Below are 14,622 nucleotides of genomic sequence, written 5' to 3'. Positions count from 1 at the left end.
GCCGTTCATCCGACGCGGCCCGATCGGTCGTGCTCTCGTGCCGTGCCGTCCGTCCGTTCCCCCCACCCTCTGCCGGACGGTGCAACAACTCCTGACCTCAGACAACGATGTCCACGCCCCACTCAGGAGGCATCGCCATGACGCCACCCAGTTTCCGGAGACGAGCTGTCCTCGGCGCCGCCGCGGGCGCCCTGTTCGCCCCCCTTCTCGCCGGCTGTTCCGACGGCAGCGGAGCGAGCACGGCGGCAGGCGGGAAAGTGACACTCACCTTCGCCTGGTGGGGCAACGACGACCGTGCGCAACGCACCAACGCCGCCGTGGCCCTCTTCGAGAAGCGCCACCCGAACATCACGGTCCGCACCTCCTTCGCCGGCTACCCGGCGTATGTGCAGAAGCTCGCCACCCAGGCGGCGGGCGGCGACCTGCCCGACGTGGCCCAGCTCGACTACCGCCAGATATCCCAGTACGCGGGCAGCGGGACCCTCCTCGACCTCGGCCCCTACGTGAAGAACGGCACGCTCCGGACGGCCGACTTCGAGAAGACCCTGACCCGGACGGGTGTCTACGACGGCAAGCAGTACGCCCTCCCAATGGGCAAGGGCACGACCGGCATCGTCTACGACGCTACGGTCTTCAAGAAGGCCGGAGTCGCGACGCCCCAGCCGGGCTGGACCTGGGACGACTGGGCCGAGGCGGGCAAGAAGATCACAGCGCTCGGGATGAAGGGCCCCAACGGGCATGCCTTCACCGGCCTTTCGGACCTCGGGGTCAACGAGGACGCCTTCGAGACCTGGCTGCGCAGCAGGGGCAAGGAGTTGTACGCCTCCGAGCACCGACTCGGCTTCACCGCCGACGACTTGACCGACTTCTGGACCTTCACCGACAAGCTGCGCCGCGCGGGCATCGTCTCGCAGGCCAGGGACACCGCCCAGGTCGGCGGCGCCGTGGAGGACACCCCGATGGGACGCGGCATCGCGGCGACCGACTTCAACTGGGACGCCCCCTTCCTCGGCTATCCGCCCCTGCTCGGCGACCAGGTCCACTTCGCGCCCGTCCCCACGACCGACGGCAAGGTGGGCCAGTACTTCAAGCCGACCATGCTCATCGGCGCGGGCGCGGGGACCCAACACCCCAAGGAGGCGGCCGAGTTGATCGACTTCCTGCTCAACGACCCCGCCGCCGGCAAGATCCTCGGCGTCACCCGCTCCACACCCCCGAACGAGAAGATCGCCGAGTCCATAGGCAAGACCCTCACCGGCCCGGAGAAGGAGGTCTACGACTACGGCCGCACGATCGCCGCCCACGGCACGGACGCGCCCCCCATGGCACCACCGCGCGGCGACGTCGTCCTCCAGGTCTCCTTCACTCGCGACTACCAGCGCGTCTCCTACGGCATGGAGAGCCCGCGAGGCGCCGCCGAGGAGTACGTCGCCGAGGCGAAGCGGGAGCTGCGATGACCACCACGGCAACCCCACCGTCCCGCACCGCACGAGCCATCGCGACCCCACCGGAACAGCGCAAGCGCGGTCAACGCGGCGGCCCCGCCTACATCTTCCTCACGCCATGGATCTTCGGAGTCGTCCTCCTGACGCTCGCTCCCATGGCCGTGTCCCTGTATCTGTCGTTCACCGACTACAACCTCTTCGACCCGCCCAAGTGGGTCGGACTCCGCAACTACAGCGACATGTTCACCGCGGACCCGAGGTACTGGCGCTCGGTCGGCACCACCCTCCTCTACGTCGTGGTCGCCGTCCCCCTCAAACTCGCCATCGCGCTCGGCGTCGCGCTGCTGCTCAGCAACACGCGCAAGGCCAAGGGTTTCTACCGCTCGGCGTTCTACGCCCCTTCGCTGCTCGGCGCGAGCATGGCGGTCGCGCTGGTGTGGCGGGCGCTCTACAACGACGGCGGCACCGTCGACGAACTGCTGTCCTCCATCGGCATCCACACCGGCGGCTGGGTCTCCGACCCGCACCTCGCGGTGTTCGTCGTCGCGCTGCTCTCCGCCTGGCAGTTCGGCGCCCCGATGGTCATCTTCCTCGCCGGACTGCAGCAGATCCCGGCCGACCTGTACGAGGCCGCCGCCCTCGACGGCGCCGGACGCCGGCGGCGGTTCGTGTCCGTGACGCTGCCGATGCTGTCCCCGGTGGTCTTCTTCAACCTCGTCCTGGAGACCATCCAGTCCTTCCAGGTCTTCACCCCCGCCTTCGCGATCAGCGGCGGCAACGGCGGACCGGCCGACTCGACCGAGTTCTACACGCTCTACCTCTACGAACGAGGCTTCACCGCCTCGCACATGGGCTACGCCTCCGCCATGGCCTGGGTCCTGCTCCTGGCCATCGGCGCGGTCACGCTCGTCCTCTTCAGGACCTCGCGCTCCTGGGTCTTCTACGCCAACGAGGGGGCCTGATGGCCACGACCGTGCCCGACTTGAAGAGTGCCACCGGCCTCAAGACCAACGCCGGCCGTACACGCGCCGCGGCGATCGCGAAACACCTCGGCCTGGTGGCCGTACTCCTCGTCCTGCTCTACCCGTTGGTCTGGCTGCTCGCCACCTCGCTGAAGCCGGCGAACGAGGTCCTCACCAGCCTCAAGCTGCTGCCGAGCCACATCGAGTGGTCGAACTACACCACCGCCCTCGACGGAATCAGCGGCGTCTCGATATCCCGCCTCCTTCTCAACTCCCTGCTGATCAGCGTCGGTTCGGTCATCGGGAACGTCGTGTCCTGCTCCCTCGCCGCCTACGCCTTCGCCCGGCTGCGCTTCCGGATGCGGGGCCCGATGTTCGGCTTCATGATCGCCACGATGATGCTGCCGCACCACGCCGTGCTGATCCCGCAGTACATCATCTTCAACAAACTCGGCATGGTGGACACCTATTGGCCGCTGATCCTGCCCAAGTTCCTTGCCACAGAGGCCTTTTTCGTCTTCCTCATCGTCCAGTTCATGCGCGGCCTGCCCCGTGAACTCGACGAGGCCGCCCGCATCGACGGCTGCGGACCGTTCCGCATCTTCTGGTCGGTGGTCCTGCCGCTGACCCGCCCGGCCCTGATCACCACCGCGATCTTCACCTTCATCTGGAGCTGGAACGACTTCTTCACCCAGCTGATCTACCTCTTCGACCCGGAGAAGTTCACGATCACCCTGGCCCTGCGGAACTTCGTCGACCAGTCCAGCACCTCCGTCTACGGCCCGATGTTCGCGATGTCGGTGATCTCGATCGTGCCCATCGTGCTGTTCTTCTTCGCCTTCCAGCGCTACCTGGTCGAGGGCATGGCGACCTCCGGACTGAAGGGCTGAGCCGATGAGTTCCCTCGCACCCCAACGCCGTGAACCGGGCGAGCTGTTCGGCCCCCGCTTCACCCTCTTCGCCGACATGCTCGCCGTCGGCCTGGCCGCCACGGTCGCCTCCGTCCCACTGATCACCGCTCCTACGGCGTTCGCCGCGTCCTGCGCCGTCCTGCGCCGGTCGATCCGCGAGGACCGGCCGGTGACCATGGGGGAGTACGTCGGTGAGTTCCGGGCTCCTGGACTGCGCCGTGTGCTGTTGGCGGGCGTGGCGGTGTTCGCGGCGGTGACCTTGGTCGTCCTCGACCTCGCACTCGCGGGGGCGGGTCTCCCCGGGGCCCGTCCGATGTCGTGGGCGCTGATCGCCGTCGCGGTGGCGGGACTCGTGGTCGCCCTGCGCGCCGCCGCCGATCCGGAGGTGGCACGCGGCTGGCGCCCGGCCCTGAACCGGGCCGCGACCCGCTCCGCGGCGGATCCGATGGGCTGCGCGCTGATCGTGACGGCGGCCGGACTGTGCGTCGCGTTCGTGTGGATGCTGCCGCTGCTCGCCCTGCTGCTACCGGGGCCACTGGCCTTTGCGATCACGGCAGTCGAGCTGCGTAGCGAGCCTGCCCACGACGGAGGCGACGACGCTGGCGTCGGTTCGGGAGGCTGACGGGCGCCTCGCCTTTCGACGCGTGGCGAGATCCCGTCGGACCCTGTCACTGCGCCCTCTGGCCGCCTTCCGTACCCCCTTCTACGGTCGGAGGAGAGGCCGGCGAACGCCGGCATCCCCTCCCACGGAAGACGCCACATGCACGTCCAGATTGTCCTGTTCGACGGCTTCGACCCGCTCGATGTCGTCGCTCCCTACGAGGTCCTGTACGCCGGTGGTGCCGCGTCCAATGGCGCGGTCACCGTGGAACTCGTCTCGGCCGAAGGGCCTCGGGAGGTTGTGAGCGGTACCGGTGGCCTGGTGTTGCGGGCCACCGGAACCCTCGACCCGGCTCGCTCCGGCCTCGTCCTCTTGCCGGGAGCGTCCGGGCGGGTGGGGGAGCCGGGCGAGGTGCCCGACATCGACGCCGGCGGTGAACCGGTGTGGCGGCAGGACGAGTTCATCCCCGTGCTGCTCGGCCGCACCCTGACCACCGAACTGCCCGGTCTGCTGAAGGCCGCCATGGACAACCCGCGGATCACCATGGCCGCGGTGTGCGGTGGCTCGCTGGTGCTGGCCATGGCCGGACTCATCGAGGGCCGCAACGCCACCACCCATCACCTGGGCCTGGACATGCTCGAAGCCACCGGCGTCCACGCCGTCCACGCCCGCGTCGTCGACGACGGCGACCTCGTCACCGGCGCAGGTGTCACCTCCGGCCTCGACCTGGGCCTGTACCTCCTGGAGCGCGAGATCGGTCCGCGGATCGCCCACGCCGTGGAGGGACTCTTCGCGCACGAACGCCGGGGCACCACCTGGCGGGCCCAGGGTCCGACGCCTGCCGCCCTGTAATTGCCGCCGCCCACCACAAGAAAGAACCACTCATGCCCATCGAAGGCGTCTGGGACCTGACCATCGCCACACCCGTCGGCCGCATCAAGCCCGTCGTCGAACTGAGTCGGGACGGCGACGAGTTCACCGGAGTCGCGCACGGCGCGGGCGAGGAGGTGCCCCTCCGGGACATCGTCGTCGACGGCGATCGGATCACCTGGAAGCAGGCGGTCACCAAGCCGTTGCGCCTGAACCTGACCTTCGCGGTCACCGTCGACGGTGACGCCCTCACCGGTACCTCGAAAGCCGGCCGTCTCCCTGCCTCCAAGGTCACCGGCCGACGCCGGGTCACCGGGACGGACTGACCCGCTCGGCCCAGCCGCTCCAGGCCGGGATCGCCTCGCACGCCTCCCGCCAGGCGGCCGGGATGCCGCCCGTCCCCGTGCGGGCCGCGACCACACCGCCCACGATCGCGCAGGTCGTGTCCCGGTCGCCCCACCCGGCGACGGTCTGCCACAACGCCTCGGGCAGGTCGCCCAGTCGGCCCGCGGCGGACCACAGGGCGAACGGCACGGTGTCCGGCGCCGAGATCAGAGTCCCCGAGCCCAGGACGGACGCCGCGTGCCGTACCGACGTCCTCTCGGAGAAGTTCGCGGCGACCAACAGGCCGGAGCGGACGTCGCCGTCCGGCACGTGCGAGGCGACCTCGCGCAGGAACTCGGCGCGGGGCGCGGCCTGTTGACCCGCACCGGCGGCCGCCAGCGCGGCGGCGACCGCCACGGCGATGGCCCCCGCGACGGCTTCCGGGTGAGCGTGGGTGGTGAGCGCGGACAGCCGGGCCTGCTCGGCGGCAACCTTCAGGTCGTCCTGGAACCAGGCCCCGAGCGGCGCGACCCGCATCGCGGCACCATTACCGTAGGACCCTTGTCCGCCGAACTGGCCGGTGGTGACCGCCTGCCAGTCCTCGCCGTCGCCGATGCGGCGCAGGATGCTGTGCATGGACGGGCCGTACCCCCGCCTTGGGTCCCGCTCGTACTCGGCGGCGAACTCCCGTGCCATCAGGTCCGGTTGGACCTCACCATGGGCCACCAGATGGGCGAACAGCACGAACGCCATGGCCGAGTCGTCCGTCCACAACCACGGCACGGGGCGCAGTTCCCGCGCGGCCCACAACTCCTCGGCGTCCTCGTCGGACCGCGTGAACCAGCCGTCACCGAAGGCGTCCCCCATCACCAGCCCGTCGAGGGAGGCGTGGGCGTGGTGCGGACTGCTCATGGCGGGGCTCCTGTCAATGATCGGCGGGCACCGCACATCGTAGTTAAGGTGCCGGGATGGAACGGATCTTGGTGGTCGGGGTGACAGGCGCGGGCAAGTCGACGCTCGCGCGGGCCGTGGGCGAGCGGCTCGGCGTGCCGTACCACGAGATGGACGCCCTCTACTTCACGGGACCCAACTGGACGGTCAACGAAGGCCTGACCGACGACGTCCTGCGCCTTACCTCCGCACCCCGCTGGATCATCGACTCGATCGGCTCGCCCGAAGTCCGCGATCTGCTCTGGGAGAAGGCCGACACGGTGCTCTGGCTGGACTACCCGCGGCGCGTGATCATGCCGCGCGTCGTGCGCCGGTCGCTACGGCGCACGGTCACCCGCGAGAGCATCTTCGGCGGCAACAGGGAGACTTGGGCGGGCTGGTTGAGCCGGGAACACCCGGCCTGGTGGGCCTGGTCCCAGCATGCGGGCCGGTGCCGCGAGATCGAGAGTCGTACTCGCGACCAACGCTTCGCACCGCTCACCACACACCGGTTCGCCCAACCCGCCGACACCGAGGCCTGGTTGGCGTCCTTGGGCTGAACCCCTCGGCCGCTCAGAGGAACGGCGTGCCCGCGTCGAGCCCGGACAGCACCCGGCCGTACAACTCCAGGTTGGTCGTGGGGTTGACGAAGGAATGCAGGTTGAGCGCGTGCAGGTCACGTACCGCACGCTGGACGGGAACCTCTCGGTGAAGGGAGGACGCCCCGGACGCGGAGGCGATGAGGTCTACGGCCTCCTTGCACAGCCGCGCCGCATAGCCGTTCTGCGCCCGGATCCTGGCCCGGTCCGCCTGGGTGTACGGCTCGCCGTTCTCGGCCCCGGCCTCGATCCGGGCCACGAACTCGCGGGCGAGCAACTCGGCACAGGAGATCTTCATCGCCGCCTCAGCGATCTGCAGATGCGTGACGCCCGCCTCGTACTGCCGCTCGTGGAAGGTGTAAGTGATGCCCCGATGGTGGATCCGCTCGGTGAACTCGGCGAGGGCCGCCCGGGCCAGACCCAGCGCGTTCGGCGCCGTCCAGGCACAGAACAGCAGCAGCACAGGCATCCGGTAGAAGGGGTCGTCGGCGTTGGCCTTGGAGGCCAAGTCGCCGCGCAGCAAAGGCCCTACGGGTAGCACGCGGTGAGCCGGCACGAACACGTTCCGCGCGACGACGCTGTTGCTGCCGCTCCCCGCCAACCCCGAGACGTACCAGTCGTCGAGGATCTCCAGATCGGACATCGGTACGGCGGTCCACAGCAGCTCGGGCGGACCGCCGGCGGACTCGACCCGGGCCGTCAGCAGATGCCAGTCGGCGTACTGACAGCCGGTGGCGAAGGCCGACGTGCCGTTGACGACGTAGCCGCCGTCCGTCGCGACCGCGACGGCATCCGGGATGAGCGTGCCGCCCACCCGCACGTCCGGGCTGGTGAAGATCTCGTCCTGGGCCTCGTCGGAGAAGAGCGCGGCGATGTACGAACAACCTGCCTGGATCAGCGCCATGAACCCGGTCGAACCGCACCCGGCCGCGATCTTGCTCAACACCTCGACCTGCGTACTCAGCCGACTCTGGTAACCCCCGTACCGCCGTGGGACGTTCATCCGGTAGACCCCGGCGTCCGTCAGCGCCGCCACCACTTCCCCCGTCACCCTTCTCTCCTGCTCGGTGCGCAACGCGTGCTCGCGGAGGAGGGGTTGTATCGCCTGTACGCGCTCGACGAGGCAGGCATCTGACGGGGGCGTTGATAACGGAGCCATGGACGACCTCCGGGCGCGACGGGCCCTCACCGTGACGCGGATCGGGTGAGGTGTCAACGCCCGTGTTGTCGGGGGCTGTTCACGGAGTTGGGCTCAGGGATCGGTAGAAGTCCAGGTGACTGCGGGCCGCCGCGTCCCAGGTGTGGCGGGCGGCGAGGGCACGTCCGGCGGAGCGCCGGGCAGGGTCCTCGGTCGCGAGGGCGTGGCCGAGTTCGATGGCCAAGTCCTGTGGTGTGGCGGCGAATTGAGCGGCCGCGCCGAACACCTCACGCAGCACGGGCAGATCCCGCACGACCAGTGGAACTCCCGCCGCCAGCGCCTCCATGGCCGCGAGACCGAAGCCCTCCTTGAGAGACGGGAACGCGAACGCGTCCGCCGCCGCGACCAGCGACGGCAGCTCGCTCTCGTCCACCTGCCCCAACACCACCGGCTCTACGGCGAGTTCGGCGGCCCGCGCCTCCCAACTCGCCCGGTAGTCGCGGTAGTCGAAGAGCGTCTCGCCGCCCGCGATGACCAGGCGGACGTCGGGACGGGCGGCGCGCAGGAGAGCGTAGGCCTCCAGGAGGTCCAGTGAGCCCTTGCGGGGTTCGATGCCGCCGACGGTGAGGACGTACGGGCCGAGGCGGGAGCGCCAACTCGCTTGTGCGGCCGGGTCGGTGGCGGCGAAGCGCTCGTAGGCAACGCCGTTGGGAATGACTTGCGCCTCGATGCCCCAGCCGACCGCCAGCTCACCGGCGACCGCCTCCGACACGCAGACGTGTGCGTACGGCTCGACGATCGCGCGCTCGTGGCAGGCGGCCAGTTCGGGGGTGGTGAAGTGGTCGAGGTGGTGGACCGTGCGGACGCAGCGGACGGCCGCGTTGGCGCTGATGCAGTCCTGGGCGTGGACGACGTCGTAGGGCGTGGGGTCGAAGGCGGTGCGGAGGGTGGTGATGGAGCGGAGGATGCGTTCGCCGACGGTTTCCCCCGGCGGGCCGTCGGGGAACGGGATGATCTGGACGCGGACCGCCGGGTGCACCGGGCGGAAGAAGCCCGAGTCGCCGCCCCGGCCCAGGGTCCACACCGTGACGTCCTCGCCCAGTGCCGCGAGGGCCTCCGCGAGGGCGAGGGTGTGGACGACCCCGCCGCGCGGCTTGGTGGAGTAGCTGAGCAGGGCGATCTTCACGTACGGGACTCCCGGTAGGCGTCGGGGCGGCGCTCGTCGAGGTGGCGCAGGACGCGGCGGGCCCGGTCGGTCTCGGCGGCGACGTCGATCTCGGCGACCGCGAGACCGGCCTTGGACCAGGTGCGGGCGAGGATGTCACCGCCCGGACCGACCACCTTGGCCTGCCCGAGGAAGCGCATGCCGCCCATCGCACCGGTCTGGTTGGAGGAGGCGAGGACGACCTGGTTCTCGGCGGCGCGGGACTGGTCGTAGAGGTCGAAGAGGCGGGCCTGGCGGTCCTGGGCCATGCGCGGGGCGCGGTTGGTGATGCTGGTGGGCCAGGCGGAGAGGCAGGCGAGGATCTCGGCGCCGTCCAGGGCCAGGGAACGGGCCGACTCGGGGAAGGTCTTGTCGTAGTCGATCAGCATGCCGAGGCGGCCGACCGGGGTGTCGAAGGCGTCGAAGCGGTCCCCTGCCGTGTACGCGGTGACCTCGCCGGCCGGGAGGTGGACCTTGCGGTGTCGGCCGAGGACTCCGTCGCCGCTGACGCACACGGCGGCGTTGTACCGCTCGTTCCCGCCGTCCTCGCAGTAGCCGACGCACACCACCATCTCGGCCGCCAGCCGGGCGACTTGGAGGATCAGCGGGTCGTCCGGCTTGAGGGCCGGGGGCAGGGTCTGGGGGTCGGGGTGGCGCAGGTCGGCGAGGTAGCCGCCGAGGGTGGCGTCCGGCAGTACCAGCAGTCCGGCGCCGTTGCCACGGGCGTCGTCGATGAGTTTCGCGACGCGGGCCAGGTCGAACTCCAGGTCGCGGCCGAAGTGGGCGGCCGCGGCCGCGATCCGGATGGTGCTCATACGGTGACTGCTCCCGGGGCTGGTCCGTAGGTCTCGGGCCGCCGGTCGCGCAGGTGTCCCATCGACCGGCGGGCGGTCTCCAGGGCCTGTACGACGTCGAGTTCGGCGACGGCGATGCCGGCCGTCACGCCCGTGTCGGCGAGGATCTCGCCACCCGGGTCGACGACCTTGGCACTGCCGACGAAGCGTAGCGACCCGAACGTGCCCGCCTGGTTCGCGGACAGCCACACGATCTGGTTCTCCAGCGCGCGGGCCCGGTCGAACAGGTCGAAACGCCGCTTCCAGCGGTCCTGTTCGAGATCGGCGCTCGCATTCGTGCGAGCGCCCGGCCAGGCCGACACGCACACCCCGATCTGGGCGCCGTCCAGCGCCAGGGCCCGCGCCGACTCCGGGAACGCCTTGTCGTAGCAGATCATCATCCCGAGCCGACCGACCGGTGTGTCGAAGGCGTGGAAGCGGTCCCCGGAGGCGTAACTCGCGTCCTCGCTGAGTGGTTGGTGGACCTTGCGGTGGTTGCCGAGGACGCCGTCGCCGGTGACGCAGACGACGCTGTTGTACTGCCGACCGTCCCCTGCGGCTTCGCAATATCCCGCTACGACCGTCAACTCCCCGGCCAGGGCGGCCAGTCGGCGGATCTCCGGGCCGTCGAGGGCGAGAGCGGGCGGCCCCTCGTCCAGTTCACTGTGGTCGTCCAGGCTGAGCAGGTAGCCGCCCAGGCACGCCTCCGGCAGGGCGAGAAGCCGTACACCCTGCTCGCCGGCCTCCTTGATCAGCCGTTCGGCGATCGCGAAGTCCTCTTCCAGGTCGCGGCCGAACTCGGCGGCCACGGCCGCCATCCGCAGCGTGCTCATGCCGTCCCCATTCCGGTCACCGCGGAGGCGACCGCCTCGGTGATCTCTCCGTCGGGCCAGCGCAGCCCGACGCCTTGCCCGGCGGTCAACTCCCCGCACACCGCGCCTGTTGCGGGCCCGGCGGGCAGCGGTGGCGCGTCGAGTCTGTCGGCGGTCAGCATCGCGTAGCCGGGGAAGCAGGTCAGCCAGTCGCCCATCGAAGCGTTCGTGGGACGTGGCACTTCGGCCACGTCGAGCACCGCCCCGCAACCGCTCGCCTCGGCGAGCATCCCGAGTGTGCCGGCGATCCCGGCCATGGACACGTCCTTCGTGGCGGCCGGTCGCACGGCGGCCACCGCCCTTGTCATCGTGCGCAGTTCGTCCGTACGGCGATGGGTGGTCGAGTCCCACTGGCGGCCCCGGTAGCCCGCGCGCCAGCCGCCGACGAGGTCGGCCGTGAGCCGTACGGCGTGTCCCGGGCGTCCACCGCCGCCGGGCACGGACCGGTCGGTGCGACCGAGCGCGGTCACCGACAGGGCGGCGGGGACGCCGAGTTGGGTGTGACCGCCGAGCACCGGAACGCCGTAGGCCCGCGCCGCCCGGGTCAGACCGGCGAGTATCAGAGCGGCGTGCGCGGCATCGCGTGCGCCCACCGCGTCCAGCAGTCCGACCGGTGAAGCACCCATCGCCGCAAGGTCGTTGACGTTCACCAGGACCGCGCACCAGCCCGCCCACTCCGGGTCCCGTTCGACCATCGACGGCACGATCGCGTCGCACGCGGCGATCACGTCGGTGCCGGGGACGGGTGCGCCGTCGTCACCGACGAAGCCGGGCGGTGCGGGGAGTTCGGCGAGCAGTGGACCCAACGCGGCTTTCGTGGCCGCGACTTGGGCCGCGATCCGCGTGATGGGCCAGCGCATCAGGACGTGTGGCGTACCGACGACTTCGGTGGTCCGCACCGACTGCCAGCCGAGACGGCGGAAGAGCACCTCGTTGCGGGCCTGTACGGTCGCGTCGAACCGCAGGACGCCCTCCGCCTCGGCCCGTGCGCAGGCCGCCCGGACCAGTGCCGCGCCGATTCCGTGCGGGCCGCGCGCCTGCGGGGCGACGACGAGTCGACCGCCCTGCCACCAGCCGAGGTCGGGACCGTCGTCGACCGGGCCCAGCCGCACCCCGCCGACGACCGTGCCGTCCGGGGCCCGGACGACCAGGACGACGGTACGGGCGTCGGCGTCACGGTCGTCGAGGTCGTCGCCGGTGAAGAGACCCTGTTCGTGGACGAAGGTTTCCGTGCGCAGCCGTCGGTAGGCGGCCAACTCGGCCTTGTCGGCGGCCTGTTCGATGTGGAAGGCGGGACGGCGGTCGAGTGTGCTCCGGTCGCCGAGCAGTGCCAGGATGTCGACCGGCCCGTCCATCGCGAGGGGTGCCGCGGAGCCGTCCAGGTACAAGGTCATCACCCGCCCGCCGACTGCAGGACACTGCACGCACCGCAGGCCGCGCAACCGGCCTTCTGGTCGGCGCCGCTCATCCCCGCCGCGCGCAGCCTGGCCGCGACGCTCTCCGTGACGTACGTCAGGAGTTCGGCGCTCGGTGCCGGGATGCCGTCGCGGGCGGCGAGCGTGCCGGCCATCGGGCGGAACGGGACGACGAACGGGTACACGCCGCGGTCGATCAACTCGGCCGCACCCGCGATGAGTTCGTCCGGGTTCTCGCCGAGGCCGACGAGCAGGTAGGTGGAGACGCGGTTCGGCCCGAAGACCCGCACCGCCTCGGTCCACGCGGCCTCGTATTCGGCCATCGGTACCATCGACTTGCCCGGCATCCAGCGCCGCCGCACCTCCTCGTCGAGGGATTCGACATGGATGCCGATCGTGGTGGCCCCGGCGTCGTGCAGTGCGCGGATCCAGGCGAGGTCGCCGGGTGGTTCGCACTGCACCTGGATGGGCAGGCCGGGGACTGTTTCGAGGACGGCGCGCACGGAGCGGGCGAGATTGCGCGCGCCCCGGTCGGGGCCGGTCGTCGTGCCCGTGGTCATGACCATCTGCTTGACGCCGTCCAACCGCACGGCCGCTTCGGCGACCTCGGCGAGCTGCGCCGGTGTCTTGGCGGCGACCGTCGCGCCCGAGCGCAGGGACTCCTCGATGGTGCAGAAGCGGCAGCGGTCGGACTCGGCGTAGCGGATGCAGGTCTGGACGACGGTGGTGGCGAGGACGTCGGCGCCGTGGAGGCGGGCGATGTGCTCGTAGGGGGTGCCGTCGGCGGTGGTCAGGTCGTAGAACCTCGGGCGGTTCACGGCGGTCAACGCGAGCCCGGTGTCCGTGAGTTGTCCGTCCTCGTCGCCGAGCCACACCTTGCCGTCGCGTACGCGGTAGGGGCTGGCGGGGTTGGTGGGCAGTGCGGCGTTGGCACCGTCGACGAGGACGTGGCCGTCGCCGCTCGGACCCGCGCCGTCGGGCCGCCGTACGGGGGCGTCCAACGCGACGCCGTGCAGGGCGAGTTCGGCTCGGGTCAGGATGCGCACATCCACCGCCGTACTCGTCGATTCGGTGCCAACGCTCACAGCGGACCCCTTACAGCTGGTAGGTGGAGTTGATGATGGCGCCCTTGCGCGCGTAGTGGATCAGCGCGTCCTGGACGTCCAGCGGGTGGGTCGGGATGACGCCCTCGATGAGGTCCTCCTCGCGGGCGCCGTGCAGGGACAGGCCGAAGCGGCAGCAGAACACCTTGCCGCCCTCGGCGATGAATGTCTTGAGCTGGTTGTTGATGTTGTGCTCGCCGGGGAACGCCGAGTTGCCGGTGGTCGGGAAGCCGCGCGTGGCAAGGCAGTTGAGGGAGCCGGGGCCGTAGAAGTAGATGGCCGTCTCGAAGCCCTTGCGCAGGGCGCGGGTCGCCTGGAGGACGGCGACGAAGGAGACCGACGACTCGTGGGCGATGCCGTGGACGAGCGTGAAGTAGGTCTCGCCGTCCTCGGCCTTGTAGTCGGGGAACACCTTTGTGGCGCCGTAGATGCTGGTGCCGTCGGGGAGGGACGGGTGGGGGATCTCGTTGAGGGACTGCTGCTCGATCTCGCTGAGTTCGACGGTTTCGGACATGGCTGTCTCCTTGTGCGTACCGGACTTGAGATGGAGAGGGGAGTCGGTCAGTCGTAGAGCGCGGCGAACGTGTCCCGGAAGACCAGGTCGCCGAGTTCGCCGCCGCCGGTCGCTTCGGCGAGGCGGGCGTACTCGCCCGTGAAGTCGCCCCACGGCTGGTCGCTGGCGAAGAGCACCCGGTCGTGGCCGATACCGCGGCGCTCGATCTCCTGGGCCAGCCAGCGGGGAGTGAAGCCGATGGCCCAGGAGAGGTCGGTGTAGACGTGCTTGCCGGCGGTGATCCAGTCGAAGAACCGGGAACCGGCGAGCTTGATGTGGCCGCTCATCCCGCCGCCGAAGTGCACGAGATGGACGGGGACTTGATCGGCGTACCAGTCGACCAGGTGGCCGACCTCGTCGATGTCGGAGGCGGCGCCGGGGGAGGTGTGCACATGCACCACCAGCCCGTGCCGGGCCGCCTCGGCGAAGATACGGTCCAGGTGGGGACGGCAGGCCGGGTCGGTCGGCCGTCCGCCGAGCAGGAAGCTCAGCTTGAGCGCCTTCACGCCTCGCTCGCCCGCCAACTCCAGTGCCTGCGCGGTGCGTTGCTCGTCCTCGGGGCGCGGGGAGACCCACAGTCCGGCCCGGATACGGTCGTCGGTCTGGGCGGCCTCGATCGCCAACTCGTTGAAGGAGAAGGCGATCGCGGGGTCCGGGACGCCGTAGTTCGGGATGACCAGGGCGCGTTCGGTGCCCTCTGCGTCCAGGTCGGCGATGAGCTGCTTGACGGTGGCGCGGGCGGTGGTGTCGGGGTTGACCGGCGGGCCGCCGTAGAAGGGGTAGGCGGGGAGGACGCCGATGTGGCGGTGTGCGTCGTAGACCATGAGTGTCGTCCCGTTCCTCGTCCTCGTCCGGTTCTTCT

Annotated in this window: 16 protein-coding genes; 7 read left to right on the top strand and 9 right to left on the bottom strand. The window is 70.4% G+C overall.

Features of this window, described 5'->3' with window-relative positions; all coding sequences use genetic code 11:
* Nucleotides 1-137 precede the first annotated feature (137 nt).
* The 6 genes from OG504_RS03215 (at nucleotide 138) to OG504_RS03190 (ending at nucleotide 5,115) form a co-directional block, all read left to right on the top strand.
* Nucleotides 138-1,457, top strand: coding sequence for an ABC transporter substrate-binding protein (locus OG504_RS03215; RefSeq protein WP_405988310.1), 1,320 nt, complete (start codon nucleotides 138-140; stop codon nucleotides 1,455-1,457).
* Nucleotides 1,454-2,407: a carbohydrate ABC transporter permease gene (locus OG504_RS03210; RefSeq protein WP_405988309.1), complete on the top strand. Its 954-nt coding sequence runs from the start codon at nucleotides 1,454-1,456 to the stop codon at nucleotides 2,405-2,407. Before OG504_RS03215 ends, OG504_RS03210 begins: the two co-directional genes overlap by 4 nt.
* A complete protein-coding gene (locus OG504_RS03205; protein ID WP_405988308.1) occupies nucleotides 2,407-3,297 on the top strand; it encodes a carbohydrate ABC transporter permease in 891 nt (296 codons plus the stop codon). Before OG504_RS03210 ends, OG504_RS03205 begins: the two co-directional genes overlap by 1 nt.
* A gap of 4 nt (nucleotides 3,298-3,301) precedes the next feature.
* On the top strand, nucleotides 3,302-3,940 hold the full coding sequence (locus tag OG504_RS03200; protein ID WP_405988307.1) for a hypothetical protein: 639 nt from the start codon (nucleotides 3,302-3,304) through the stop codon (nucleotides 3,938-3,940).
* Between the two features lie 138 nt (nucleotides 3,941-4,078).
* Nucleotides 4,079-4,771, top strand: a complete 693-nt coding sequence (locus OG504_RS03195) for a DJ-1/PfpI family protein (protein ID WP_405988306.1) — start codon at nucleotides 4,079-4,081, stop codon at nucleotides 4,769-4,771.
* Between the two features lie 32 nt (nucleotides 4,772-4,803).
* A complete protein-coding gene (locus OG504_RS03190; RefSeq protein WP_405988305.1) occupies nucleotides 4,804-5,115 on the top strand; it encodes a hypothetical protein in 312 nt (103 codons plus the stop codon).
* Here OG504_RS03190 and OG504_RS03185 read toward each other — a convergent pair.
* On the bottom strand, nucleotides 5,099-6,025 hold the full coding sequence (locus OG504_RS03185) for an ADP-ribosylglycohydrolase family protein (protein ID WP_405988304.1): 927 nt from the start codon (nucleotides 6,023-6,025) through the stop codon (nucleotides 5,099-5,101). The genes OG504_RS03190 and OG504_RS03185 overlap by 17 nt on opposite strands.
* Before the next feature lie 56 nt (nucleotides 6,026-6,081).
* Here OG504_RS03185 and OG504_RS03180 point away from each other — a divergent pair, with 56 nt between their 5' ends.
* Entirely contained in the window at nucleotides 6,082-6,603 is a 522-nt protein-coding gene (locus OG504_RS03180) for an AAA family ATPase (protein ID WP_405988303.1), read from the top strand.
* Between the two features lie 13 nt (nucleotides 6,604-6,616).
* Here OG504_RS03180 and OG504_RS03175 read toward each other — a convergent pair whose 3' ends face one another.
* The 8 genes from OG504_RS03175 to OG504_RS03140 form a co-directional block, all read right to left on the bottom strand.
* A complete protein-coding gene (locus tag OG504_RS03175) occupies nucleotides 6,617-7,801 on the bottom strand; it encodes an acyl-CoA dehydrogenase family protein (protein WP_405988302.1) in 1,185 nt (394 codons plus the stop codon).
* 79 nt (nucleotides 7,802-7,880) lie between these two features.
* Nucleotides 7,881-8,966: an MSMEG_0565 family glycosyltransferase gene (locus OG504_RS03170; RefSeq protein WP_405988301.1), complete on the bottom strand. Its 1,086-nt coding sequence runs from the start codon at nucleotides 8,964-8,966 to the stop codon at nucleotides 7,881-7,883.
* Nucleotides 8,963-9,799, bottom strand: a complete 837-nt coding sequence (locus tag OG504_RS03165) for a carbon-nitrogen hydrolase family protein (RefSeq protein WP_405988300.1) — start codon at nucleotides 9,797-9,799, stop codon at nucleotides 8,963-8,965. Before OG504_RS03165 ends, OG504_RS03170 begins: the two co-directional genes overlap by 4 nt.
* The gene (locus OG504_RS03160) at nucleotides 9,796-10,650 is read right to left on the bottom strand and encodes a carbon-nitrogen hydrolase family protein (RefSeq protein ID WP_405988299.1); all 855 of its coding nucleotides are present in this window, start codon (nucleotides 10,648-10,650) and stop codon (nucleotides 9,796-9,798) included. Before OG504_RS03160 ends, OG504_RS03165 begins: the two co-directional genes overlap by 4 nt.
* The gene (locus OG504_RS03155; RefSeq protein WP_405988298.1) at nucleotides 10,647-12,083 is read right to left on the bottom strand and encodes an MSMEG_0567/sll0787 family protein; all 1,437 of its coding nucleotides are present in this window, start codon (nucleotides 12,081-12,083) and stop codon (nucleotides 10,647-10,649) included. Before OG504_RS03155 ends, OG504_RS03160 begins: the two co-directional genes overlap by 4 nt.
* On the bottom strand, nucleotides 12,083-13,189 hold the full coding sequence (locus tag OG504_RS03150) for an MSMEG_0568 family radical SAM protein (protein ID WP_405988297.1): 1,107 nt from the start codon (nucleotides 13,187-13,189) through the stop codon (nucleotides 12,083-12,085). Before OG504_RS03150 ends, OG504_RS03155 begins: the two co-directional genes overlap by 1 nt.
* Nucleotides 13,190-13,199: 10 nt before the next feature.
* Nucleotides 13,200-13,721, bottom strand: a complete 522-nt coding sequence (locus tag OG504_RS03145; protein WP_033279770.1) for an MSMEG_0572/Sll0783 family nitrogen starvation response protein — start codon at nucleotides 13,719-13,721, stop codon at nucleotides 13,200-13,202.
* Nucleotides 13,722-13,768: 47 nt separating this feature from the next.
* Nucleotides 13,769-14,584 (bottom strand): amidohydrolase family protein, encoded by an 816-nt coding sequence (locus tag OG504_RS03140; protein ID WP_405988296.1) that lies wholly within the window; start codon nucleotides 14,582-14,584, stop codon nucleotides 13,769-13,771.
* Nucleotides 14,585-14,622 lie beyond the last annotated feature (38 nt).

The organism is Streptomyces sp. NBC_00986 (assembly GCF_045162565.1).
Classification (GTDB): domain Bacteria; phylum Actinomycetota; class Actinomycetes; order Streptomycetales; family Streptomycetaceae; genus Streptomyces.
The sequence above is the reverse complement of the archived record's forward strand: the minus strand, read 5'-3'. Positions and strand labels throughout refer to the sequence as shown.